Source organism: Pseudomonas sp. TWP3-1, assembly GCF_049896625.1.
GTDB lineage: Bacteria > Pseudomonadota > Gammaproteobacteria > Pseudomonadales > Pseudomonadaceae > Aquipseudomonas.
Window position 1 is genome coordinate 170,539 of sequence record NZ_JAFCUQ010000011.1, and the last position, 24,477, is coordinate 195,015.

Consider the following 24,477-nt stretch of genomic DNA (forward strand, 5'->3'; position numbering starts at 1 on the left):
TTTTGGAGACCCGCCATGCCGCACCTCGAAGCCGTGAACACCCCACCGCCCCGCGCCGATGTGTGGAACGTGAGCAACGCGCATTGCCGCGCGCAATATCAGATTCTCGCTGAAGCCGAACCGGATCTTTTGTGCCGGGCACTCAATCTGTTCGCCTTGCAGTTCCTCACGCCGCAGCAGGTCAATGTCCAGCGGCTGGACGATCTGCTGTCAGTCGACATCGTCATCGACGGCCTCAGTTGGCACCGCGCCGAAGTGATCGCGGAAAAACTTCGTAACCTGATCAGCGTCTGCTCGGTGAACCTGCAAGACGCCGACGCGGCGTGGGCTGCGCCAGAGCAAGCGGCCGGCTGACAAAAACGGAAACGCCTTCGTCGGGTAGTGGCCCAGCAGTCTGTGCGGCCACGACTATCCTTTGCGCACAGTCGTTCAAAAGGAGCCCGCATGTCCGTTCAACTCGCCACTCAGGACCGCTGGCTGGATCTCAACGATGTTCTGCGTGAACTGGTCGCTCAGGGGTTTATCTGCCAGGACGCGGCCGAGCAGGCGCTGAATGCCCGTCGTCGGCATGCAGCCCATGGTCAGAAACATCCGCTGGAGTTCATCGCCAGCCAGCAACTCGACGACCTCAGCCGTCCGGGCAAACATCTCGATCTCGAAAGCCTGACCCTGTGGCTGGCGCAGCAGGCGGGTCAGCCGTATTTGCGCATCGATCCGCTAAAGATCAACGTCGCCGCCATCACGCCGCTGATGTCTTACGCTTTTGCGCAGCGGCACAAGATTCTTGCGGTGTCCGTTGACCGGGACGTGGTTACCGTGGCCAGCGCCCAGCCTTACGTCACTGGCTGGGAAGCTGATCTGACCCACGTACTCAAATTGCCGATCAAACGCGTGGTGGCCAACCCGGCGGATATCCAGCGCTTCAGCGTCGAATTCTTTCGTCTGGCCAAATCGGTCAGTGGCGCTACCAATGCCGATCAGCAAACCGGCAATCTCGGCAACTTCGAACAGTTGCTCAACCTCGGCGCCAGCGATCAGGAGCCGGACGCCAACGACGCGCACATCGTCAATATCGTCGACTGGCTGTTCCAGTACGCCTTCCAGCAACGCGCCAGCGATATCCACATCGAACCGCGGCGCGAGCAGGGCACGGTACGTTTTCGCATCGACGGCGTATTGCACAACGTCTATCAATTTCCGCCGCAAGTGACCATGGCCATCGTCAGTCGTTTGAAGAGCCTCGGCCGGATGAACGTCGCCGAAAAACGTAAACCGCAGGACGGCCGGGTCAAGACCAAAACCCCTGACGGCGGCGAAGTCGAGCTGCGGCTATCGACCCTGCCCACCGCGTTCGGCGAAAAAATGGTCATGCGGATATTCGACCCGGAAGTGCTGCTCAAGGATTTCGATCAGCTGGGGTTTTCCGCCGACGACCTGCGGCGCTGGCAGGACATGACCGGCCAGCCCAACGGCATCATCCTGGTGACCGGGCCGACCGGTTCGGGCAAGACCACCACGCTATACACCACGCTGAAGAAACTGGCGACGCCGGAGGTCAACCTCTGCACCATCGAAGACCCGATCGAGATGGTCGAGCCGGCCTTCAATCAGATGCAGGTGCAGCACAACATCGACCTGACCTTCGCCGCCGGGGTGCGCGCGCTGATGCGCCAGGACCCGGACATCATCATGATCGGCGAGATCCGCGATCTGGAAACCGCCGAGATGGCGATTCAGGCGGCGCTGACCGGGCACCTGGTGCTGTCGACCCTGCACACCAACGATGCGCCGAGTGCGATCAGCCGTCTGCTCGAACTCGGTGTGCCGCATTACCTGATCAAAGCCACGGTTCTCGGCGTCATGGCGCAACGTCTGGTGCGAACCTTGTGCCCGCACTGCAAGGCACCATTGACCCTCGGCGAGGAAGACTGGCAAACCCTGACGCGACCGTGGCAAGCGCCGCTGCCGAGCAATGCGCAACGCGCAATCGGTTGCCTGGAATGCCGCGACACCGGCTATCACGGCCGCGCAGGTGTTTACGAAATCATGCAGCTGACCGACGGCCTCAAAGCGTTGATTACCCCGGACACCGATCTGACGGCGATCCGCCGCCAGGCCTTCAAGGAAGGCATGCGCAGTCTGCGCCTGTCCGGCGCGCAAAAAGTCGCGGCGGGCCTGACAACTATTGAAGAAGTATTGCGAGTGACACCGCAGAGCGAGCAGAAATAGGCTGTCACGGAACCGGATCGGGGAAATCGCGATCCAACGCCGTAGTTAAATCAGTGGAGTCACCCCTTATGCGTCTCAAACTTGCTGTTGCTACCGTTGCCCTGTTGTCTCTGCCCGTCGGTTCGGCAATGGCCGACAGCTTTTGGCGTAACGTCATTTCCTCCGGCGCCACCACCGGCTCGACTTACCTGACGTTCAAGGATCACAAGCTGATCGTTGCTGCACAGGATGACGCCGGCAGTTTCGTTGCCAGCGAAGGCGGTATCCGTGGACCGTATCTGGAAGCCGCCATGCAGAAAGTCCGCGCTGATAACCCAGGGTTGCAGGCGACAGACATGGAATTGGCTAATGCCATTCTGGCGAAGAATGCCGTGGCGTCGGAATAACCTTCCAGACGAAAAGAAAAATGCCGCTCAATCGAGCGGCATTTCTTTGAAGCAAAATCAAAAGATCGCAGCCTGCGGCAGCTCCTACAGTAATCAGTGTGCACGGCAATTTATGGATGATCGCAAAACCTGTAGGAGCTGCCGCAGGCTGCGATCTTTTGATCTTTAACGGTAATCGTCTACCGGGACGCAGGCGCAATAGAGATTGCGGTCGCCGTAAACGTTATCCACCCGGTTAACCGCCGGCCAATACTTGTGCGCCTTGGTGTGCGCATCCGGAGTAATGGCTTGCTCGATGCTGTACGGCCGCTCCCACACGCCAGTGACATCGGCCAAGGTATGCGGCGCACGCTTCAGTGGATTGTCCTCGGCCGGCCAGTTGCCGTTTTGCACCTCAGTGATTTCCGCACGGATGCTGAGCATCGCGCCGATGAAGCGGTCCAGCTCAGCCTTGGATTCACTCTCGGTCGGTTCGACCATCAAGGTACCCGGCACCGGGAATGACATGGTCGGCGCGTGGAAGCCGTAATCCATCAGACGCTTGGCAACGTCCTCCTCGCTGATCCCGGTCAACGCCTTGAGCGGGCGCAAATCGAGAATGCATTCATGGGCGACTCGCCCATTGCGACCGGTGTAGAGCACCGGAAACGCGCCGGACAGATGCTGCGCCAGGTAATTCGCCGCGAGGATCGCCACCTCGCTGGCGTCCGCCAGTTGCGGCCCCATCATCGCGATGTACATCCAGCTGATCGGCAAAATGCTCGCGCTGCCCCAAGGCGCCGCACTGACCGCCGTGTTCTGCGCTTGCGGTCCGTCAATCGGCACCACCGGATGATTGGCCACGAACGGCGCCAGGTGCGCGCGCACGCCAATCGGCCCCATGCCCGGCCCGCCGCCGCCATGCGGAATGCAGAAGGTCTTGTGCAAGTTCATGTGTGATACGTCGGCGCCAATGTCAGCGGGGCGCGTCAGCCCAACCTGTGCATTCAGGTTGGCGCCATCCATGTACACCTGACCGCCGTGCTTGTGGATAACTTCGCAGATTTCGCTGATGCCCTCCTCGTACACGCCGTGGGTCGAGGGATAAGTCGCCATCAGGCACGACAACTTGGCTCCGGCCTCAGAGGCTTTGGCTTTCAAGTCATCGAGATCGACATTACCGGCCTCGTCGCATTCGACGATCACCACGCGCAACCCAACCATCTGCGCCGAGGCAGGATTGGTGCCATGGGCCGAGGACGGAATCAGGCACACGTCGCGCCCGCCCTGCTGTCGGCTCTCCTGGTATTTGCGGATCGCCAGCAACCCGGCGTATTCACCCTGCGCGCCGGAGTTGGGCTGCATGCAGATCGCATCGAACCCGGTGATCGCGCACAGCCATTGCTCAAGCTCTTCGATCATCAACGTGTAACCAACTGCCTGCTCCCTCGGCACAAACGGGTGCAGATTGGCCAACTGCGGCCAGGTGATCGGGATCATTTCGCTGGTGGCGTTGAGTTTCATGGTGCAGGAGCCGAGCGGGATCATCGACTGGTTGAGCGCCAGATCCTTGTTCTCCAGTTGTTTGAGGTAACGCAACATCTCGGTTTCACTGTGGTGGGCGTTGAACACCGGATGGCGCAGGTACGGCGTGGTTCTCTGCAGGTTTTCCGGGATACCGGAATCCAGCGCTTCGGCATCCAGTTCCTCGACGTTCAGCCCATGATCGGCACCCAGCAGCACGTCGAACAGTTTGGCCACGGTGGCTTCGTCGCAGGTTTCGTCGAGACTCAGCCCCAAGCGACCACGGCCGAGAATTCGCAGGTTGATCTGCGCGGCCTGGGCACTTTCGATGATCGCGGTTTGCGCGCCGCCAACGTCCAGCGTCAGGGTGTCGAAGAACTGCTGATTGACCCGGTTGATGCCATGCCGCGCCAGCCCAGCAGCCAGAATGCAGGTCAGTCGATGCACCCGTTGGGCGATGCGTTTCAGCCCTTCCGGCCCGTGATAAACAGCGTAGAAACTGGCGATGTTGGCCAATAAAACCTGCGCAGTGCAAATGTTCGAATTGGCCTTCTCGCGGCGAATATGTTGCTCGCGGGTTTGCAGGGCCATGCGCAACGCGACGTTGCCCCGCGCATCTTTCGACACGCCGATGATCCGCCCCGGAATCGCCCGTTTGTATTCTTCGCGGCTGGCGAAAAACGCCGCGTGCGGACCGCCGTAGCCCATCGGCACGCCGAAGCGCTGACTGGAACCGAACACCACATCCGCGCCCATCTCACCCGGCGGGGTCAGCAGTAACAAGCTCAACAGATCGGCGGCGACACAGACCAGCGCTTGTTGCGCGTGCAAATGATCAATCAACGGCCGCAAGTCGCGGATCTCGCCGTGGGTATCCGGGTATTGCAGCAAGGCACCAAACACTTGGTGCTGCTTCACGTTATCCACAGCGTCGATGATCAGTTCGAAGCCGAAACCTTCGGCGCGGGTCTGCACCACGGAAATGGTCTGCGGATGACAGTTTTCATCGACGAAGAACAGATTGCTTTTGGACTTGGCCACGCGCTTGGCCAACGCCATGGCTTCCGCGGCTGCGGTGGCTTCGTCGAGCAACGAGGCGTTGGCCAGTTCGAGGCCGGTGAGGTCGATGGTCAGTTGCTGAAAGTTGAGCAACGCTTCCAGTCGGCCCTGGGCGATTTCCGGCTGGTAGGGTGTGTACGCGGTGTACCAGCCGGGATTTTCCAGCACGTTGCGCAGAATGACCGCAGGCGTCAGGGTGCCGTGGTAGCCCATGCCGATCAGGCTGGTCCAGACCTGATTCTGCTCGGCATAGCCACGCAGTCTGGCCAGCGCCGCCTGCTCGTCCAGTGCTGGCGGCAGATCCAGAGCACGATTGAGGCGAATACCCGGCGGCACGGTTTGTTCGATCAGCTCGTCACGACTGCCAAGACCTAGGCTGTCGAGCATTGCCTGTTGTTCGGCGGCATCGGGGCCGAGGTGGCGGCGCAGGAAAGCCTCGGGATCGCGTAACTGGCTCAAGGACGGCAACTGGGACATGACGGGCTCTCTATTGGCTGGCGCTCGGCGTCAATGCAACACGGTCAAACCAGCATAGCAGCCACTGCCATGGGCGAATCCCGGACAGAAAAAAGCCCCGACTAATCGGGGCTTTGGATGTTGCGGGCGGCTTATTCGCCGATGGCTGCCTTGTAGGCGTCCGCGTCGAGCAGCTTGTCCAGCTCGGCCTTGTCGCTTGGCTTGAGCTTGAAGATCCACGCGCCGTACGGATCGGAGTTGAGCAGTTCAGGCGAACCGCCCAGGTCTTCGTTGACGGCAATCACTTCACCGCTGATCGGCGAGTAGATGTCGGAAGCGGCTTTCACCGATTCAACTACACCAGCCTGAGCCCCGGCGGCGAACACGGTGCCGGCTTCGGTCAGCTCGACGAATACCACATCGCCCAGCGCTTCCTGCGCGTGGTCACTGATGCCCACGGTGACGGTGCCGTCAGCTTCCAGACGCGCCCATTCATGACTTTCGGCAAAACGCAGGTCGGCGGGGATGTTGCTCATGTTCGGTGTCCTCAAGAAGTAGGTCAGCGGTGGTGTCCGCCGGAAATAAGTTAGATCAAGGTTTTGCCGTGACGGACGAAGGTCGGTTTGACCACCCGCACCGGATACCACTTGCCACGGATTTCCACTTCGGCGCGGTCGGCTGTCGCCATCGGTACACGCGCCAGGGCAATCGACTTGCTAAGCGTAGGAGAGAAACTACCACTGGTGATCTCCCCTTCGCCAACATTGGCGATGCGCACGACCTGATGCGCGCGCAAAACCCCGCGCTCTTCAAGCACCAGACCGACCAGTTTGTGCTGCACACCTGCGGCTTGCTCGGCCTGTAGAGCGTCGCGACCGATGAACTGACGCGTGGCCGGCTCCCAGGCAATGCTCCAGGCCATGTTCGAGGCCAGTGGCGAAACGTCTTGATGAATGTCCTGACCGTACAGGTTCATCCCGGCTTCAACGCGCAGCGTATCGCGAGCGCCGAGGCCGATCGGCGAAATGCCCGCGCCAACCAGATCGTTGAAAAATCCCGGAGCCTGACTGGCCGGCAGAACGATTTCCAGACCATCCTCGCCGGTGTAACCGGTGCGCGCGATGAACCAGTCGCCGTCGGCGTGGCCTTCGAAAGGTTTGAGCATCTGGATCAGCGTCGCGCGAGACTGGGTCACCAGTTCGGCAATCTTGTGCCGGGCCTGCGGACCTTGAATGGCCAGCATCGCCAGCTCGGCGCGTTCGTGCAGATGCACGTCGAAACCGGCCTGATGCGTTTGCATCCAGGCCAGATCCTGATCGCGGGTGGAGGCGTTGAACACCAGCCGATAACCGTCGTCGAGGCGGTAGACGATCATATCGTCGACGATGCCGCCGCGTTCATTGAGCATGGTGCTGTAGAGCGCACGGCCGGGGCTGTGCAGGCGTTCGACGTCGTTGGCCAGCAAATGCTGGAGCCAGACCTTGGCCTGGGGGCCACTGACATCGATCACGGTCATATGGGAAACATCGAACACCCCGCAATCGCGGCGCACCTGATGGTGTTCCTCGACCTGCGAGCCGTAGTGCAATGGCATATCCCAACCGCCAAAATCGACCATCTTCGCGCCGAGGGCGAGATGCAGGTCATACAGAGGCGTACGCTGTCCCATGGGTTTCTCCTTCCGGGCGTGGCGAAGGTGCGGACAGGCGCTGCACAGCGTGAAAGCCTTGAAATAGAAGGCTCTCAGCCGATTTCAGCAACCGGGTCTGTCAGACGGACCGCACCGAATGCCGCGCATTGTAGCCGCATGATGTAGGACTGACACCTAAGCGTTTCGATGCGCCGAACGGCGGATCAATCCGATGACCGGCAACAGACCGACCAGAACCAGGCTCAGCGCCGGCAACGACGCCCGCGCCCACTCGCCTTCGCTGGTCATTTCGAAGATGCGTACCGCCAGCGTGTCCCAGCCAAACGGGCGCATCAGCAGGGTCGCCGGCATTTCCTTGAGCACATCAACGAACACCAGCAACGCGGCACTCAAGGTCCCCGGAAACAACAACGGCAGATACACTTTGAAAAACAGTCGCGGCCCACTGACACCCAGGCTACGTGCTGCTTCAGGCAAAGATGGCCGTATACGCGCCAGACTGCTTTCCAGCGGGCCGTATGCCACAGCGATGAAACGCACCAGATACGCCAGCAACAGCGCCGCCAGACTGCCCAGCAGCAACGGTTTGCCCGCGCCACCGAGCCAGCCCGATAGCGGAATCACCAGCTCGCGGTCGAGATAACTGAAAGCAAGCATGATCGACACTGCCAACACCGAACCGGGCAAGGCGTAACCGAGGTTGGCCAGACTGACACCGGAGCGGATCGCTCGGGTCGGCGCCAGACGTCGGGCAAATGCCAACAGCAGCGCGACACTCACGGTAATCAACGCCGCCATGCCCCCCAGATACAGCGTGTGCAGAATCAGTCCGGCGTAGCGTTCATCCAGATCGAAACGCCCACGCTGCCAGAACCACGCCAGCAGTTGCAGCACCGGAATGACGAACGCGCAGGCGAACACCAGCGAGCACCAACCCGTTGCTGCCCAAGCCTTGGGGCCGCGCAGGTGATACAGCGCCTTGACCCGAGGCCGCTCGTTACTCGCGCGATTCGCCCCACGCGCACGGCGTTCGCCGTACAACACCAGCATCACCACCAGCAGCAATAGGCTGGCGAGTTGCGCGGCGCTGGACAGGCTGAAAAAGCCGTACCAGGTCTTGTAGATCGCGGTGGTAAAAGTATCGAAGTTGAACACCGACACCGCGCCGAAATCCGCCAGAGTCTCCATCAGCGCCAGCGCCACACCGGCGCCAATTGCCGGGCGCGCCATCGGCAACGCGACGCGCCAGAACGCCTGCCACGGCGACTGGCCGAGCACCCGCGCGGCTTCCATCAGGCCTTTGCCCTGAGCCAGAAACGCTGTGCGCGCCAGCAAATAGACGTAGGGATAAAACACCAGCACCAATACCACAATCACCCCGCCGGTGGAGCGCACGCGCGGCAGGCGCAGGCCGCTGCCGAACCATTCGCGCAGCAGGGTTTGTACCGGGCCGGCGAAATCCAGCAGGCCGACAAACACGAAAGCCAGTACGTAGGCGGGAATGGCAAACGGCAGCATCAGCGCCCAGTCGAGCCAGCGCCGGCCGGGGAATTCGCAGAGACTGGTGAGCCAGGCGAGGCTGACGCCGATCAGGGTTACGCCGACGCCGACACCCAAGACCAGCGTCAGGGTATTGCCGAGCAGGCGTGGCATCTGGGTTTGCCACAGGTGCGACCAGATTTGTTGATCTATGGTTTGCCAGGACAACAGCAGGACGCTGAGGGGCAACAGCACCAACGCGGCGATGGTGAAGACGATGGGGTACCAGCGGCGTTGGGCGGGGTGGGCCACTTTTAGAACTCTGGAGGGATAGGGGTGTTCTTGAGCTGCTTGTTTCAGGTCGGGATTGTTGCCCTCACCCTAGCCCTCTCCCGGAGGGAGAGGGGACTGACCGAGTTGCTCTTTCGAGTTACATCGACCTGAGATATCGAGTCGAACTCAAGTCTAGAAAACAACCCACATCGGCTCCCTCTCCCCGGGAGAGGGCTGGGGTGAGGGCAGCGATCTTAAGCGAACACAGCAATCGACAAAAACTCAGTTCCACCCCGCCCGATCCATCATCCGAATCGCCTCTGCCTGACGCTTGCCCGCCACTTCTACCGGCAAGGTGTCGGCAATGAACTTGCCCCAAGCCGCCACTTCCTCCGAAGGCGCGACCGCCGGGTTGGCCGGGAATTCCTGATTCACATCGGCAAAAATCTTCTGCGCCTCAGGTGTGGTCATCCACTCGACCAGCGCCTTGGCTGCTTCCGGATGCGGCGCATGCTTGGTCAAACCTATACCCGACAGGTTGACGTGCACACCGCGATCCGCTTGATTCGGCCAGAACAGTTTCACCGGCAGTTCAGGCTTCTGCTTATGCAGGCGACCGTAGTAGTAAGTGTTGACGATCCCCACGTCGCACTGGCCAGCGTTGATCGCTTCGAGCACCGCGACGTCATCGGAGAACACATCGGTGGACAGGTTGTTGACCCAGCCTTTGAGGATTTTTTCGGTCTTCTCGGCGCCATGCACTTCGATCATGGTCGCGGTCAGCGACTGGTTGTAGACCTTTTTCGCCGTACGCAGGCACAGGCGCCCTTCCCAGTTCTTGTCGGCCAATGCTTCGTAGGTGGTCAGTTCGCCCGGTTTCACTCGTTCAGTGGAGTAGGCGATAGTCCGCGCGCGCAGGCTCAAACCGGTCCAGGCATGGCTGGACGAGCGGTATTGCGCGGGAATATTGCTGTCGATGGTTTTCGAGGTGAACGGCTGAAGAATGCCCATCTGCTCGGCCTGCCACAGGTTGCCGGCGTCGACGGTCAGCAACAGGTCGGCGGTGGCGTTTTCGCCTTCGGCCTTGATGCGCTGCATCAGCGGCGCTTCCTTATCGGTGATGAACTTGATCTTCACCCCGGTTTTCGCGGTGTAGGCGTCGAATACCGGTTTGATCAGTTCGTCGATGCGCGACGAGTAGACCACCACCTCATCAGCGGCCTGGGCGGCAGTGCTGCCGATCAGGGTCAGGGCCATTGCGGTCAGAAGACGCTTGGATGCCAACATGGGAGTGATCTCTCGGTCGGGAAAAGTGGCCCAAATGATAAGGACTCACATTTACCAGCTCAATCTATCACTTCACCAAGGAGTTACCGGATGTTGCACGGCGCGACTTCAGGGCTTGGCGAGGGCCGGGAGATCGCCGGTCAGGCCGAGGGCCTCACGGACAAACAAGGCTTTGGCCTCAGGCATCTGCTCGACGATTTTCAGTCCGGTGTTGCGCAACCAGCGCAGCGGCAAAGGATCAGCCTGGAACAACCGCTCAAAGCCTTCCATCGCCGCCATCAGCGCCAGATTGTGCGGCATGCGCCGACGCTCGTAGCGGCTCAGGACTTTCACGTCCGCCAGCCGTTCGCCGCGCTCGTGCGCTTGCAGCAGCACTTCGGCCAGCACCGCGGCATCGAGGAAGCCGAGATTGACGCCCTGCCCCGCCAACGGGTGAATGGTGTGCGCCGCATCGCCGATCAGCGCCAGACCTTCAGCCACGTAACGCTTGGCATGGCGTTGACGCAGCGGCACGCAGACGCGCGGGTCGGCGCTGAGCACTTCGCCGAGGCAGCCTTCGAAGGCGCGCTCCAGCTCACCGCAGAAATCCGCTTCATTCAGCGCCATCAAACGCTCGGCTTCACTCGGCGTGGTCGACCAGACAATCGAGCACCAGTCCTGCTGCCCATCGCGTTCCAGCGGCAGAAACGCCAGCGGCCCGTGATCGGTGAAGCGCTGCCACGCGGTCATCTGGTGCGGCTTGCTGCTGCGCACGCTGGTGACGATGGCGTGGTGCAGATAATCCCACTCACGGGTCGCAACACCGGTCAGGCGTCGTACTGCAGAATTGGCGCCGTCCGCCGCGATCACCAGCGGTGCGCGCAATTTGCGGCCATCAGCCAGCGTCAGCAGCCAGTCGTCGCCCGAGCGACGCATCTGTTCCAGTCGCGCGTTGGCCAGCAAGCCCAGATCACAGTCGTGCAGACGGTCGAGCAAAGCGTCCTGCACCACGCGATTTTCGACGATATGACCGAGCACATCGGCGTGCACGCTGGCAGCCGAGAAATGAATCTGCCCGGTGCCGCTGCCGTCCCACACGTGCATGTCGGTGTACGGACTGCTGCGGCGGCTGGCGATGCCGTCCCACACGCCAAGGCGTTCGAGAATGCGCTGGCTGGCTGCAGACAGCGCACTCACGCGCGGCTCGAACGCCGCGTCGGCCTCGAACGGTTTGACGCTCAACGGGCTACCGTCGAGCAGCAGGACTTCCAGCCCGCTGTCCTGCAACGCCAGTGCGAGGGCGCTGCCGACCATTCCGGCTCCGACAATCAGCAGATCTGCGCGCATTTCCATGCTTTAAGCCTGTCTCGCTTGCGGCTTGAGCCGCACATAAAGGGTTTTACCGACCTGCGCCAGCAGATTGCCGGCGCCGTCATGAATGTCGACCTGCAACTGCGGCAGGTGTTGCTCCTCAGTGGCGGTCTGCCGGCGATCAAGCATCCGGCCGCGTTCCCAGCCCCATGGCCTGACGGGCGAACCAGCGTTTGGCCGGCGGCAGCAGATCGAGACCGAGCAGACCGAGGTTGCGGCCCAGCGACACCAGCGGCTGAGTGCTGCCGAAAAGCCGCGTGACCTGATCGGAGAAGCCCACGGTCAGGTCCTGATCGAGACGCTGACGCTCGCGATAGGCTTGCAACGTGGCGAAGTCGCCCAGCGGTTTATCGCTGGTCAGCAAGGCTTCGGCGAGTGCATTGGCATCGCGCAGCGACAGGTTGAAACCCTGGCCGGCAATCGGATGCAGACTGTGTGCGGCGTTGCCCAGCACTGCGAGATGCGAACGCACCTGCTCCTCGGCCTCGACCAGCGACAACGGATACAGGTGCCGCGCGCCAACCTGTTTCAGCGTGCCGAGGCGGTAACCGAACACGCCCTGCAATTCGCTGAGGAAATCACGGTCGCTCAGATCCGCCAGGCGTTGCGCGTCCATGCCCAAGCGGGTCCAGACCAGCGCGCAGCGGTTGTCCGGCAGCGGCAGCAAGGCCATCGGGCCGTCATCGGTGAAACGCTCGAAGGCCACGCCGTTGTGCGATTCACTTGGGGTGATGTTGGCGATCAGCGCACTCTGGTTGTACGGCCGCTGGCGCACGTTGATGCCCAACTGCTCGCGCAACCCGGAACGGCCGCCATCGGCGAGCACCGCCAGATCGCATTCAATCGTGGTTTCATCATTCAGGGTCAGGCGATAGCCGTCGGCCAGCGGCTCCATGCGCGTGACTTCCGCCGGGCAGCGCCAACTGATCACGTCTTTGTCGACGTGCTGCCACAGGCAGTGGCCGAGCCAGGCGTTTTCCACCACGTAACCCAGCGCCGGTACGCCTTCTTCCATCGCCGACAAGCGCGCGGTGGAGAAGCGGCCACGGTCGGACACATGAATCTGTTTGATCGGCTCGGCGCGGCGGGAGATTTCCTGCCACACGCCGAGCCGTTGATAAATCTGCCGCGAGCCAAACGACAGCGCCGACGAACGTGCGTCGTAGCTTGGCTGCCAACTGTCACCGGGGGCGAACGGTTCGATCAGCACGATTTTCCAGCCGCGCGCCTTGGCGCCGGCCTGCAGAGCCAACGCCAGACTGGCGCCGACCAGACCGCCACCGATAATTGCCAGATTGACCCGACTCATGCCGCATGGCTCCGGGCTTGCGCCATCAGGGCTTCGATCTCGGCGACGGTTTTCGGCACGCCGTTGGTCAAAATTTCACAACCGGTCTTGGTCACTACCACGTCGTCCTCGATGCGCACGCCAATGCCGCGCCATTTCTTCGCTACGTTCTGATTGTCCGGGGCGATGTAGATGCCCGGCTCCACGGTCAGCGCCATGCCGACCTCCAGCACCCGCCATTCGCCGCCGACCTTGTACTCGCCAACGTCGTGTACATCCATGCCCAGCCAGTGGCCGGCGCGGTGCATGTAAAACGCTTTGTAGGCTTCGGACGCAATCAACTCGTCGACTTCGCCCACCAGCAAACCGAGCTTGACCAAACCTGTGGTGATCACCCGAACCGTGGCTTCGTGCGCCTGATTCCAGTGCTTGTTCGGAGCGATTTCAGCGAATGCGGCTTCTTGCGAGGCCAGCACCAGCTCATAGATCGCTTTCTGTTCAGCGGAAAACTTGCCGTTGACCGGCCAGGTGCGGGTGATGTCGCTGGCGTAGCAGTCGATCTCGCAACCGGCGTCGATCAGCACCAGATCGCCGTCCTTGAGCAACGCGTCGTTCTGCTGGTAATGCAGGATGCAGCTGTTGCGCCCGGCGGCGACGATCGAACCATAAGCAGGCATTTTCGCCCCGCCCTTGCGGAATTCGTAGTCGAGTTCGGCTTCGAGACTGAACTCGTAAAGCCCGGCACGACTGGCCTGCATCGCGCGGATGTGCGCCTGAGCGGAGATGCGTGCGGCTTCGCGCATCACCTTCACTTCTGCCGCCGATTTATACAGACGCATGTCGTGCAGCAGATGATCCAGCGCAACGAATTCGTTGGGTGGCTGCGCGCCGAGGTGCGCTTTGGAGCGGATCACGTTGATCCAGTCCATCAGGTGACGGTCGAATTCCGGGTTGCTGCCCATCGCCGAATACACCCGGTCGCGGCCTTCAATCAGGCCCGGCAGGATGTCGTCGATGTCAGTGATGGGGAATGCGTCGTCAGCGCCGTATTCGCGGATCGCGCCTTCCTGGCCGGCGCGCAAGCCGTCCCAGAGTTCGCGTTCGGCGTTGCGCTCACGGCAGAACAGCACGTATTCGCCATGCTCACGGCCGGGCATCAACACGATGACCGCTTGTGGCTCGGGGAAACCGCTGAGGTACTGGAAGTCGCTGTCCTGACGGTAGACGTGCTCGACGTCGCGGTTGCGGATGGCAACTGCGGCGGCGGGCAGGATCGCGATGCTGTTGGGGACCATCTGCGCCATCAGCGCCTTGCGGCGCCGGCTGTATTCCGCTTTGGGGATATGGATCATGGGCAGATGGCTTTCCCTGTCAGGCAATCAGTGCAGCGACGGCTTGGCGGCTGGCGGCACATCGGCTTTCCTGGTTTCGGAGAACAGCAGCAGCGGCGCTACGCGCAGGTATTCCATGACTTCCATGTAATCGCTTTCGCCGTCTTCGGACTCTTCCAGTGCGTCTTGCACCTGGGAGATGGCCGCCAGATCCTGCAGCACTTCAGTGGCTTCGGTGCTCAACATGCTGCTGTCGCGGCAGTTCAGGCCAAAACCGCTGAGGAAGCCCTGGCACCATTCGCCCAGCGCAATAGCGCGCTCGGCCAGCGGTGCGTCATCGGTCGGCAACAGCAGCACGACGGTCACGTCGTCGCCGGTCAGTTCGCCTTTGACCATTTCTTGCAGGCCGATCAGGGCGGCGCGGACGTTGTCCTGTGGCTCGCTTTCAAGCAGCTCGGCAGCATCGATCAGCCACTCTTCTGCAGTGAAGCCGGCGCCGGCGCAACTGCGACCGAGCAACAGGCCGTGCAGTTCGGCAGGCGAGACGTTGTGACCGCTGGAGGTCAGCAGGGTGGCGAAGGCTTGGTACGGGGAATTCTGAATGGGCATGGGCAGCTAGGCGCCAGACGGCGCTATGTCTAGAATGAAGGCCTTGTATCCTACATCGACAGACTCGCCAAGACTATTAAAGGCTGTCCGCCAGCTACCACCCATCAGACAGTGAACCCAATGGAAGACACCGACCTGCAAGCGCTGATGGCCAGACTCGAATTGCTGATTGGCCGAGTCGAGCAACTAAAGAGCCAAAACGGACTCTTACTTGCTCAGGAAAAGACCTGGCGCGAGGAACGCGCGCACCTGATTGAAAAAAACGAAATCGCCCGGCGTAAGGTCGAGTCGATGATTTCGCGCCTCAAGGCCCTGGAGCAAGACTCATGAGTTCAAGCAATAGCGTAACCGTGCAGATCCTCGACAAAGAATATTCGATCATCTGCCCGCAGGAAGAGCGCAGCAATCTGGTGAGCGCCGCGCGTTACCTGGACGGCAAGATGCGCGAGATCCGCAGCAGCGGCAAAGTCATCGGCGCCGACCGTATCGCCGTGATGGCCGCGCTGAACATCACCCACGACCTCTTGCACAAAGAAGAGCGTCCGGATGTGCAGGCCAGCGGTTCGACCCGTGAACAGGTGCGCGACTTGCTTGATCGTGTCGATCTGGTGCTCGCCGACGATCCGACCGCGACCAAGGGCTGATTCGCCGAGCCGCTTGGGGTATACTCGCCGCACTCCCTGGGGTGCTTGCCAGTTGACGATGTCCCTGAGCCGATTTGCTATACCCTGGAGGTTGCACGTTGGGCTGGTGTGCATGTCCGCCAGACGGAAAGCCTTAAAGTCTACTGCTTCCTCCACCTTGAACTTTCGGGTTCAAGGGCTAAGTTGACAGCGGTTCATCCGGGGAGCCTGATTCGAATCCGATGTCGGTTAATCCGCCATCGGATTTTTTATGCGTGCGTTTTCGTCCCCATCCTGCCGAAGCCGAACCATGACCGAACCCGCGTTATTGCCCCGCCCTCAATTGCGCCGCCTGCTGCGCAAGGCTCGCCGCGCGCTGACGCCGAGCCAGCAACGCCAGGCCGCTGAAGGCCTGTACAAGCAACTGGCGCAACATCCGCAGTTCCGCCGCGCCAAACACATTTCTCTGTACCTGCCCACTGATGGCGAGATCGATCCGCGTCTGCTGCTGCGCGCTGCCCAGCGCCGCGGCAAGGCGACTTATCTGCCCGTGCTCAGCGCCTGGCCGCGAACCAAAATGGTTTTTCAGCGCGTGCGTCCCGGCGAGAAGCTCAAACCCAATCGCTTCCGCATTCTTGAACCCCGGGCCAATCTGGCTCGACAGCGCAAAGTCTGGACGCTGGATCTGGTGTTGTTGCCGTTGGTGGGTTTTGACGATGTTGGCGGGCGTCTGGGAATGGGCGGCGGATTTTACGACCGCAGCCTGGCGTATCTGAGCCGGCGCAATAATTGGCGCAAGCCGACGCTGCTGGGGCTGGCTCACGAATGTCAGAAAGTCGAGCGTTTGGCGCAGGCGAGCTGGGATGTACCGTTACAAGGCACGGTCACCGACAAGGCATGGTATTTCGCGGGGTAGACGCCGCATCAATCAACGGCGTCGCAAAGGCAGTGTCAGCGCTTGAAGGCTGTCGACTGTTGTACTTGTTGCGCTATTTCAATTGGAGCATCGGTCTTGTTGGCCCACAGGCTCTGCGCATAACCGGTGGTCACGACGCCCAGACCGAACAAAATTACCAGGATCCACAGCAAATCCGGTTTGCGTTTCATCGATTGCCCCCCTCAAGGCACATCATCACGATGACAGCAGCGGTTTCCATTCGTAGCCGTGCAGCAGCGTCAAGCTTTAAAGGCCGGCATTTTGCGGCAACGCGAACCGCTGCGCAAACGCTGGCGTCAACCGACCGTCGGTTTGTCATAAAATTGCCCGACAACTTGCCCACTGAACCCGTGAGGAGCAAAAAACATGGCCTACTGGCTGATGAAATCCGAACCCGACGAGCTCTCGATCAAGGGCCTGGAGAAGCTCGGCACAGCGCGCTGGGACGGGGTTCGCAACTATCAGGCACGCAATTTCCTGCGCGCGATGGCCGTGGGAGATGAGTTCTTTTTCTACCATTCGAGTTGCCCGGAGCCGGGGATTGCCGGAATCGGCAAGATCATCGAAGCGGCTTATCCAGACCCGACGGCGCTGGAGCCGGAGAGTCATTACTACGACCCGAAGGCTACAGCAGAAAAAAACGCCTGGAGCGCGATTAATGTCGCGCATGTCGAGACGTTTGCTCGGGTGTTGAAGCTGGATTATCTGAAGCAGCAGACGGCGTTGGCGGAGATGCCGCTGGTGCAGAAGGGTTCGCGGTTGTCGGTGATGCCTGTCACGGCGGAGCAATGGGCGGCGGTGATCGCGCTCAAACCCTGATCAATTTGTCGCCTGCCAAAATGCAATCGCTGGCAAGCCAGCTCCCACAGAGATCTTCAGTGAACACATAATTTGTGACCAACCGAAAAACCTGTGGGAGCTGCGGTGCGACGATTCGACTTGCCAGCGATGAGGCCCGCCCGGACAACCAATGTCTTACTGAATGATCAGGTTGTTGAACAACAGATCCTCAACCACCGGTTTCCCGGTTTCGTCATTCATCACTTGCTGCGTCTGCTTCAACGCTTCCTGGCGCAGCTTCTCTTTGCCTTCGATGCTACCCATCGCCTCGGTCGTCTGCTGGGTGAACAACGCCACCAGCTGATTGCGGATCAGCGGTTCGTTGGCCTTGACCAGTTTGGTCGACTCTTCACCCGTTACGCGCAAAGCCACATCGGCCTTGAACACTTTGAGCTTCGGCGTGCCGTCCAGCCCGTAGTTGCCCACAAATGGCGGGCTCAGGCTGATGTAACTGACCTTCGGCGCTTCGCCTTCTTTGGCTTCTTCGGCCAGCGCTGCCACAGGCAGAGACAGGGCCAGCAACAACATGATCCACGCTTTCACAATTCGCTCCTTATCCGGTTTGCGGCCTAGCATAACGACCCGCCGCGCAAGCACAAGCTTATGGCGGACTATCAGGGTCGGGCATGCTCGTTGACCCGTTGACTGCCACACCTACACTTATCGGCCATCACTCCCAAAGGAATAGCCCTGATGAAAGCCGTGCTGTGCAAAGCCTTCGGCCCTGCCGAATCGCTGGTGCTGGAAGACGTCGCCAGCCCCGTCGCCAAGAAGAACGAAATCCTGCTGGACGTGCACGCCGCCGGGGTCAACTTTCCGGACACGCTGATCATCGAGGGTAAATATCAATTCAAGCCGCCCTTCCCGTTTTCGCCGGGCGGTGAAGCGGCGGGCGTGGTCAGCGCGGTGGGTGAAAAAGTCAGCCACTTGAAAGTCGGCGACCGGGTCATGGCGCTGACCGGCTGGGGCAGCTTCGCCGAACAGGTCGCAGTGCCGGGATACAACGTTTTGCCGATTCCGCCGTCGATGGATTTCAACACCGCCGCTGCATTCAGCATGACTTACGGCACTTCGATGCATGCGCTGAAACAGCGTGGCAACCTGCAACCGGGTGAAACCCTGCTGGTGCTCGGCGCGTCCGGTGGCGTCGGCCTGGCCGCCGTGGAAATCGGCAAGGCCCTCGGCGCCCGCGTGATCGCTGCCGCCAGCAGCGCGGAAAAGCTCGCCGTGGCCAAGGCTGCCGGCGCCGATGAACTGATCAACTACAGCGAATCCAGCCTCAAGGACGAAATCAAACGCCTGACCGATGGCCAGGGCGCCGACGTGATCTACGACCCGGTGGGTGGCGACCTGTTCGACCAGGCCATCCGTGCCATCGCGTGGAACGGCCGCCTGCTGGTGGTCGGCTTTGCCAGCGGACGCATTCCCGAACTGCCAGTCAACCTCGCCCTGCTCAAAGGCGCGGCGGTAATCGGCGTGTTCTGGGGCTCCTTCGCCCAGCGCCAGCCGCAGGACAACGCGGCAAACTTCCAGCAGTTGTTCGGCTGGTTCGCCGAGGGCAAGTTGAAACCGCTGGTGTCGCAGGTTTATCCGCTGAGTGAAGCGGCGCAGGCGATCAATGATCTTGGGCAGCGCAAGGCTGTGGGCAAGGTTGTGGTGCAAGTGCGCTGAGAGATTTTGATGATCAGGGCCGGGTGGACTCACAGTATACATCCGGCCTTTTCAGTCGTTTTTTACAACTTTCACACTCGATCAACCGCAATTGAAAAGTGGTAGCTATATACCGCAGTCGCTTCAGCAGATCGCTGTAGTTTGGCCCCTTACATACACAAGGAGTCATTGTATGAGTGATCGAAACTCGCAATCCGGCCAGCCATTAGCGGCAGCGATGACCGAAGTGGAGAAAAAAGCTGAAGAGCAGAAAAAGCGTGAAATCGCAGCTGAAGCTGCGGATCGGTTCGACATCCTGTTCAGCCGACTGATTCTGAGTCAGCCAGTAGAGGCCAGCGAGAATGTTCGCGGGATGAAATACAAATATCAGGAGCTCTACGCCGCGCATGTTGAAGCATCGCAAGCCGAACGTTCGGTGAAAAATTTCCACAACTATCAAAGGCGCAAAAAACGCTGGAGCAAGATCAAGTACGTTCAAAGAAGAATTGGCGAGTTAGCAAGCCAGATATAAACCAGCCAACAGACTAGCCGTCGCCCCTTCTGCATTCCTCGCAATACACGTCCTGCAAACCTGCCCTACAACACCCCGAAAACCTGCAGGACGGTGCCGAAGCAACATTCCTCACACCGCCCCGTACTTACATCTGAGCGACATGTTCATAAAGGAACACGCGAACTGCCACATTTCCGCTGTTTCGGCGATGCGAACCGGTGCTATTTTCGGTAACGAAACTGTAACATTCGCATCCGCAGTCAAAACAAGAAATCTGGAGCTCTTGAATGTTTGCTTTCTTTCGTCCTGCCGCACATCAGGCTCCATTGCCTGAAGAAAAAATCGATAGCACCTACCGACGCCTGCGCTGGCAGATCTTCGCCGGTATTTTCATTGGCTATGCGGGTTACTACCTGCTGCGCAAAAACTTCTCGCTGGCCATGCCGTACCTGATCGACGAAGGCTACAGCCGTGGCGATCTGGGCCTGGCGATGTCGGCCATCGCTATTGCCTACGGTTTGTCCAAGTTCCTCATGGGCCTGGTGTCCGACCGTTCCAACCCGCGTTTTTTCCTGCCATTTGGTCTGCTGGTATCGGCCGGCGTGATGTTCATTTTCGGTTTCGCGCCATGGGCGACGTCCAGCGTGACCATGATGTTCATCCTGTTGTTCATCAACGGCTGGGCGCAGGGCATGGGCTGGCCGCCGAGCGGCCGAACGATGGTGCACTGGTGGTCGCAGAAAGAACGTGGCGGCGTGGTATCGGTGTGGAACGTGGCGCATAACGTCGGCGGCGGTCTGATCGGCCCGCTGTTCCTGCTCGGCATGGGCCTGTTCAACGACTGGCACGCGGCGTTCTACGTCCCGGCAGCCGTGGCTTTGGCCGTGGCGATATTCGCCTTCATGACCATGCGCGACACCCCGCAATCGGTTGGCTTGCCGCCGATTGAGCAGTACAAGAATGATTACCCGGAAGGCTACGACGCCAGCCACGAAGACGAATTCAGCGCCAAGGAAATCTTCGTCAAGTACGTGCTGCGCAACAAAATGCTCTGGTACATCGCCATGGCCAACGTCTTCGTTTACCTGCTGCGCTACGGCGTGCTCGACTGGGCGCCGACCTACCTCAAGGAAGCCAAGGGTTTCACCGTGGACAAAACTTCGTGGGCCTATTTCTTCTACGAGTGGGCGGGGATCCCCGGCACGCTGCTGTGCGGCTGGATGTCGGACAAGATCTTCCGTGGCAACCGTGGCCTGACCGGCATGGTGTTCATGGCATTGGTGACCGTCGCCACGCTGGTTTACTGGCTGAACCCGGCCGGCAACCCGACCGTGGACATGATCGCGCTGTTCTCGATCGGCTTCCTGATCTACGGCCCGGTGATGCTGATCGGCCTGCAGGCGCTGGAACTGGCACCGAAGAAGGCCGCCGGCACTGCAGCGGGCTTCACCGGCCTGTTTGGTTATCTGGGGGGTTCGGTCGCGGCCAGTGCAGCGATGGGCTACACCGTGGACCATTTCGGCTGGGACGGCGGTTTCGTGCTGTTGATCGGCGCGTGCATCCTGGCAATGGTTTGCCTCGCACCGACCTTATGGCACAAACAGGCCGCCAGTCAGACCCGCGAAGAAGCGATCGCCTGATCGGCTTTTGACTTGCAGCGCATGAGCCGCGCCTCCAGATTTTTGTCTGGCATGGCGTGGCTACGCAGGGCGTGAGCGGTCTGCTCGACGTAATCGCGAGTGGTGCCGTAACGCCCGCAAGCGCTTTCGAACACCTGCCGCAGCACATGATCCGGCAAGTTGCCGGCATAGCTCGGCAGGTGTCGCTCCAATACAAATCCCAAAGCCTGCACCTGGCTGCCATCTTCGAGACGGCAGTTGAGCCAGTGTGGGCGATAGGACGGGAACGGCATCTCGCGCTTCCATAGCGCATACAGCGCACTGTCGAGATCATCTTCCGGCAAGCGATAAGCGAAGCCGCTGCACGAACCGCCGCGATCCAGACCGAATACCAGCCCCGGCATTTCCGGCGTGCCGCGATGTTCGTGCGACCACAGGTACAAGCCACGATGGTAGCCATGCACCCGACCGCGCATGCGTTGTGCGGAGTTGCATTCCGGCCGCCAGATCAGCGAACCGTAGGCGAACAGCCACACCGGCCCGCCCTTGTGGCGCGCCATGGTCGATTGCATCGAGGCGAGAAGTTGTTCGTGCGTCAGCTGCGGCCCAAGATCGAGCCGCGGAGGGTAAGCCAGGTTCAGAAAAGCGTTTTCAATGGCGCTCATGGCGAATAGCGTTAGCTCCCCGCGGGTGAAGAATTACTTAATAGAACGCACCGCTGTAACAATAAGGCACATATGTTTTAAGGCAATTTGAGTGCCATGGCACATTTCTTAATTGACTGCCTGATTGATATATAACCTAGCGGTATTTACCCAATAAGATAAATACCAATCAGCTATATAGAGAGTTATAAGGATTTAGCTCACGCCTCAGAACGCGGCTCAAGAGCGCGGTGCGTAGGCGAACACATCCGCGCGCATTTGATGCGCATCCATCCCGGCTTCGACCAGCGCATCCAGCGTGCCGTAGACCATCGCCGGTGAACCGCTGGCGTAGACGTGCAGCGGCTTCAGGTCCGGAAAGTCCTCACAAACCGCCTCGTGCAGCATGCCGCAGCGCCCTTCCCAGCCACACTGATCGCTGACGACCTTGTGCAGAAACAGGTTGGGCAACTTCAGCCATTCGTCCCAATGTTCGATTTGGTAAAAATCTTCAGGACGGCGCACGCCCCAATACAGATGCACCGGATGTTTGAAACCGGCAGCGCGGCAGTGTTCGATCAGGCTGTGAATCTGGCCCATGCCGGTACCGGCAGCGACCAACACCAGCGGCCCGTCGGGCAATTCGGCGAGGTGGGTGTCACCGAACGGCATCTCGATGCGCACCAACGGGTTGCGTTGCAGTTGCTCGATCAGGCTCAACGCACTGGATTCGCGCGCCAGCACATGGATTTCCAGATCGCGGCCACCGTGCGGCGCCGAGGCCATGGAGAATGCCGATTTCTCGCCGTTCTCGCGCTCGATCATCAGGTACTGACCGGCGTGATAACGCGGCGGTTTGCCGGCCGGCGCGCGCAGACGCACGCGCCAGGTGTCCCCGCCTACATCCAGACACTCGATGACCTGACACGACAGGCTGCGCACCGGCAGTTCTCCCAGCGCGAGCACGCCATCCCACAGCACGACGCAGTCTTCCAGCGGCTCGGCTATGCAAGTGTAGAACTCGCCGTGGTCGCGCACCGTTCCGGCCTGTTCGACCCGGCCTTCCACCAGCAGCGCCGCGCAGACGTGGCAATTGCCGTTGCGACAGCTTTGCGGGCAGTCGTAGCCCAAGCGCCGCGCACCATCGAGAATCCGCTCGCCGGGCCGTATCTCAAGCACCGCTCCGGAGGGCTGCAGGGTTACACGCATCAATCTATTCCTAACTGATTCCAGATGGCATCGATCCGCTGGGTCACGGCGTCGTCCTTGACGATGACGCGGCCCCACTCGCGAGTGGTTTCGCCCGGCCACTTGTGGGTGGCATCCAGGCCCATTTTCGAGCCGAGCCCCGAGATCGGCGAAGCGAAATCGAGGTAGTCGATCGGCGTGTTGTCGATCATCACCGTGTCGCGCTTGGGATCCATGCGGGTGGTAATCGCCCAGATCACGTCATTCCAGTCGCGCGCGTTGATGTCGTCGTCAGTGACGATAACGAACTTGGTGTACATAAACTGTCGCAAAAACGACCAGACACCCAGCATCACGCGCTTGGCGTGGCCCGGATACGACTTTTTCATGGTGACGATGGCCATGCGATACGAGCAGCCTTCCGGCGGCAGGTAGAAGTCGGTGATTTCCGGGAACTGCTTTTGCAGGATCGGCACGAACACTTCGTTCAGCGCCACGCCGAGAATCGCTGGCTCATCCGGCGGACGGCCGGTGTAGGTGCTGTGGTAGATCGGTTTGATGCGGTGAGTGATGCGCTCGACGGTGAACACCGGGAAGCTGTCCACCTCGTTGTAATAACCGGTGTGGTCGCCGTACGGGCCTTCATCGGCCATTTCGCCCGGATGAATCACGCCTTCGAGGATGATTTCGGCAGTGGCCGGCACTTGCAGGTCGTTGCCACGGCACTTCACCAGTTCGGTGCGGTTGCCGCGCAGCAGACCGGCGAAAGCGTATTCGGACAGGCTGTCCGGCACCGGCGTTACGGCGCCGAGGATGGTCGCCGGGTCAGCGCCCAACGCCACGGAAACCGGGAACGGCTGGCCCGGATGCTTCTCGCACCACTCGCGATAATCCAGCGCGCCGCCACGGTGGCTGAGCCAACGCATGATGACCTTATTGCGGCCGATCACTTGCTGACGATAGATGCCGAGGTTCTGCCGGTCCTTGTTCGGGCCTTTGGTGACCGTCAGGCCCCAAGTGATCAGCGGGCCGACGTCGCCGGGCCAGCAGGTCTGCACCGGCAGCATGGCCAGATCGACGTCATCGCCTTCGATGACCACTTCCTGGCACACCGCGTCTTTGACCACTTTCGGTGCCATCGCGATGATCTTGCGGAAGATCGGCAGCTTCGACCACGCGTCTTTCAAGCCCTTCGGCGGCTCGGGTTCCTTGAGGAACGCCAGCAGCTTGCCGATTTCGCGCAGTTCGCTGACCGACTCGGCGCCCATGCCCATGGCCACCCGCTCGGGGGTGCCGAACAGGTTGCCAAGCACCGGGATGTCGTAACCTGTCGGTTTCTCGAACAGCAGCGCCGGGCCCTTGGCCCGCAGCGTGCGGTCGCACACCTCGGTCATTTCCAGCACCGGCGAGACGGGAACCTGAATACGTTTCAACTCTCCGCGCTGCTCAAGCTGCTGCACGAAATCCCGAAGATCCTTGAATTTCATTGACGATGGCACCCTCAAAATAGGCGTACATCCTACCTGCTATGCGGGCTGCTGGCAGCCCGTCAGTGCCCGCC

Annotated in this window: 24 protein-coding genes, 1 other RNA gene and 1 pseudogene; 11 read left to right on the plus strand and 15 right to left on the minus strand. The window is 60.6% G+C overall.

The window, feature by feature from the left end:
- Window positions 1-15: 15 nt before the first annotated feature.
- The 3 genes from ACP7BN_RS16805 to ACP7BN_RS16815 all read left to right on the plus strand — a co-directional run bounded on the left by ACP7BN_RS16805 (window position 16) and on the right by ACP7BN_RS16815 (window position 2,615).
- Complete coding sequence (locus ACP7BN_RS16805) at window positions 16-354, plus strand: hypothetical protein (protein WP_426205316.1); 339 nt, start codon at window positions 16-18, stop codon at window positions 352-354.
- 90 nt (window positions 355-444) lie between these two features.
- Window positions 445-2,229 (plus strand): GspE/PulE family protein, encoded by a 1,785-nt coding sequence (locus ACP7BN_RS16810; RefSeq protein WP_426205317.1) that lies wholly within the window; start codon window positions 445-447, stop codon window positions 2,227-2,229.
- Between the two features lie 68 nt (window positions 2,230-2,297).
- A complete protein-coding gene (locus tag ACP7BN_RS16815; protein ID WP_420647442.1) occupies window positions 2,298-2,615 on the plus strand; it encodes a DUF2388 domain-containing protein in 318 nt (105 codons plus the stop codon).
- Window positions 2,616-2,780: 165 nt separating this feature from the next.
- Here ACP7BN_RS16815 and gcvP read toward each other — a convergent pair whose 3' ends face one another.
- From gcvP to ACP7BN_RS16865, 10 genes and pseudogenes are all read right to left on the minus strand, one after another.
- Complete coding sequence (gcvP, locus tag ACP7BN_RS16820) at window positions 2,781-5,654, minus strand: aminomethyl-transferring glycine dehydrogenase (protein WP_426205318.1); 2,874 nt, start codon at window positions 5,652-5,654, stop codon at window positions 2,781-2,783.
- 131 nt (window positions 5,655-5,785) lie between these two features.
- Window positions 5,786-6,169, minus strand: coding sequence for a glycine cleavage system protein GcvH (gene gcvH, locus ACP7BN_RS16825; RefSeq protein WP_426205319.1), 384 nt, complete (start codon window positions 6,167-6,169; stop codon window positions 5,786-5,788).
- Between the two features lie 50 nt (window positions 6,170-6,219).
- The gene (gcvT, locus tag ACP7BN_RS16830) at window positions 6,220-7,302 is read right to left on the minus strand and encodes a glycine cleavage system aminomethyltransferase GcvT (protein ID WP_420647445.1); all 1,083 of its coding nucleotides are present in this window, start codon (window positions 7,300-7,302) and stop codon (window positions 6,220-6,222) included.
- A 156-nt stretch (window positions 7,303-7,458) separates the two neighbouring features.
- Entirely contained in the window at window positions 7,459-9,075 is a 1,617-nt protein-coding gene (locus ACP7BN_RS16835; protein ID WP_426205320.1) for an ABC transporter permease, read from the minus strand.
- 243 nt (window positions 9,076-9,318) lie between these two features.
- A complete protein-coding gene (locus ACP7BN_RS16840) occupies window positions 9,319-10,323 on the minus strand; it encodes an extracellular solute-binding protein (RefSeq protein WP_426205321.1) in 1,005 nt (334 codons plus the stop codon).
- Between the two features lie 108 nt (window positions 10,324-10,431).
- Complete coding sequence (locus ACP7BN_RS16845; RefSeq protein WP_426205342.1) at window positions 10,432-11,649, minus strand: 2-octaprenyl-3-methyl-6-methoxy-1,4-benzoquinol hydroxylase; 1,218 nt, start codon at window positions 11,647-11,649, stop codon at window positions 10,432-10,434.
- Between the two features lie 9 nt (window positions 11,650-11,658).
- Window positions 11,659-11,793: pseudogene (locus ACP7BN_RS16850) on the minus strand (tetrameric acyl-CoA thioesterase); the annotation flags it as partial.
- 1 nt (window position 11,794) lies between these two features.
- Window positions 11,795-12,982, minus strand: a complete 1,188-nt coding sequence (ubiH, locus tag ACP7BN_RS16855; protein WP_426205322.1) for a 2-octaprenyl-6-methoxyphenyl hydroxylase — start codon at window positions 12,980-12,982, stop codon at window positions 11,795-11,797.
- Window positions 12,979-14,313 (minus strand): Xaa-Pro aminopeptidase, encoded by a 1,335-nt coding sequence (pepP, locus tag ACP7BN_RS16860; RefSeq protein WP_426205323.1) that lies wholly within the window; start codon window positions 14,311-14,313, stop codon window positions 12,979-12,981. Before pepP ends, ubiH begins: the two co-directional genes overlap by 4 nt.
- A gap of 27 nt (window positions 14,314-14,340) precedes the next feature.
- Entirely contained in the window at window positions 14,341-14,901 is a 561-nt protein-coding gene (locus ACP7BN_RS16865) for a YecA family protein (protein WP_420647450.1), read from the minus strand.
- 120 nt (window positions 14,902-15,021) lie between these two features.
- Between ACP7BN_RS16865 and ACP7BN_RS16870 the strand changes: the two genes are divergently transcribed.
- The 4 genes from ACP7BN_RS16870 to ACP7BN_RS16885 all read left to right on the plus strand — a co-directional run bounded on the left by ACP7BN_RS16870 (window position 15,022) and on the right by ACP7BN_RS16885 (window position 16,440).
- Entirely contained in the window at window positions 15,022-15,231 is a 210-nt protein-coding gene (locus ACP7BN_RS16870; RefSeq protein WP_157712350.1) for a TIGR02449 family protein, read from the plus strand.
- The gene (locus ACP7BN_RS16875) at window positions 15,228-15,545 is read left to right on the plus strand and encodes a cell division protein ZapA (RefSeq protein ID WP_426205324.1); all 318 of its coding nucleotides are present in this window, start codon (window positions 15,228-15,230) and stop codon (window positions 15,543-15,545) included. The genes ACP7BN_RS16870 and ACP7BN_RS16875 overlap by 4 nt, the downstream gene beginning before the upstream one ends.
- A 30-nt stretch (window positions 15,546-15,575) precedes the next feature.
- Window positions 15,576-15,754, plus strand: a non-coding RNA gene (ssrS, locus tag ACP7BN_RS16880) — 6S RNA.
- Between the two features lie 80 nt (window positions 15,755-15,834).
- Window positions 15,835-16,440, plus strand: a complete 606-nt coding sequence (locus ACP7BN_RS16885; RefSeq protein ID WP_426205325.1) for a 5-formyltetrahydrofolate cyclo-ligase — start codon at window positions 15,835-15,837, stop codon at window positions 16,438-16,440.
- Between the two features lie 35 nt (window positions 16,441-16,475).
- Here the strand turns inward: ACP7BN_RS16885 and ACP7BN_RS16890 are convergent, their stop codons facing one another.
- Window positions 16,476-16,631 carry a hypothetical protein gene (locus ACP7BN_RS16890; RefSeq protein WP_420647453.1) on the minus strand — a complete coding sequence of 52 codons (156 nt, stop codon included), beginning with the start codon at window positions 16,629-16,631 and terminating at the stop codon, window positions 16,476-16,478.
- A 196-nt stretch (window positions 16,632-16,827) separates the two neighbouring features.
- Here ACP7BN_RS16890 and ACP7BN_RS16895 point away from each other — a divergent pair, with 196 nt between their 5' ends.
- Window positions 16,828-17,280 carry an EVE domain-containing protein gene (locus ACP7BN_RS16895; RefSeq protein WP_426205326.1) on the plus strand — a complete coding sequence of 151 codons (453 nt, stop codon included), beginning with the start codon at window positions 16,828-16,830 and terminating at the stop codon, window positions 17,278-17,280.
- A 156-nt stretch (window positions 17,281-17,436) separates the two neighbouring features.
- Here ACP7BN_RS16895 and ACP7BN_RS16900 read toward each other — a convergent pair whose 3' ends face one another.
- Window positions 17,437-17,844 (minus strand): flagellar basal body-associated protein FliL, encoded by a 408-nt coding sequence (locus tag ACP7BN_RS16900; RefSeq protein WP_426205327.1) that lies wholly within the window; start codon window positions 17,842-17,844, stop codon window positions 17,437-17,439.
- Window positions 17,845-17,994: 150 nt separating this feature from the next.
- Here ACP7BN_RS16900 and ACP7BN_RS16905 point away from each other — a divergent pair, with 150 nt between their 5' ends.
- The 3 genes from ACP7BN_RS16905 (at window position 17,995) to glpT (ending at window position 21,105) form a co-directional block, all read left to right on the plus strand.
- A complete protein-coding gene (locus ACP7BN_RS16905; RefSeq protein WP_426205328.1) occupies window positions 17,995-18,972 on the plus strand; it encodes an NADPH:quinone oxidoreductase family protein in 978 nt (325 codons plus the stop codon).
- Window positions 18,973-19,144: 172 nt separating this feature from the next.
- Window positions 19,145-19,483: a hypothetical protein gene (locus ACP7BN_RS16910; RefSeq protein WP_426205329.1), complete on the plus strand. Its 339-nt coding sequence runs from the start codon at window positions 19,145-19,147 to the stop codon at window positions 19,481-19,483.
- Between the two features lie 269 nt (window positions 19,484-19,752).
- Window positions 19,753-21,105 carry a glycerol-3-phosphate transporter gene (glpT, locus tag ACP7BN_RS16915; protein WP_420647458.1) on the plus strand — a complete coding sequence of 451 codons (1,353 nt, stop codon included), beginning with the start codon at window positions 19,753-19,755 and terminating at the stop codon, window positions 21,103-21,105.
- Here glpT and ACP7BN_RS16920 read toward each other — a convergent pair.
- The 3 genes from ACP7BN_RS16920 to ubiD all read right to left on the minus strand — a co-directional run bounded on the left by ACP7BN_RS16920 (window position 21,078) and on the right by ubiD (window position 24,403).
- Window positions 21,078-21,749 carry a gamma-glutamylcyclotransferase gene (locus ACP7BN_RS16920; protein WP_426205330.1) on the minus strand — a complete coding sequence of 224 codons (672 nt, stop codon included), beginning with the start codon at window positions 21,747-21,749 and terminating at the stop codon, window positions 21,078-21,080. The two genes, glpT and ACP7BN_RS16920, sit on opposite strands and share 28 nt — an antisense overlap.
- A gap of 219 nt (window positions 21,750-21,968) precedes the next feature.
- Entirely contained in the window at window positions 21,969-22,937 is a 969-nt protein-coding gene (locus tag ACP7BN_RS16925) for a CDP-6-deoxy-delta-3,4-glucoseen reductase (RefSeq protein ID WP_426205331.1), read from the minus strand.
- Window positions 22,937-24,403: a 4-hydroxy-3-polyprenylbenzoate decarboxylase gene (ubiD, locus tag ACP7BN_RS16930; RefSeq protein WP_420647461.1), complete on the minus strand. Its 1,467-nt coding sequence runs from the start codon at window positions 24,401-24,403 to the stop codon at window positions 22,937-22,939. Before ubiD ends, ACP7BN_RS16925 begins: the two co-directional genes overlap by 1 nt.
- Window positions 24,404-24,477 lie beyond the last annotated feature (74 nt).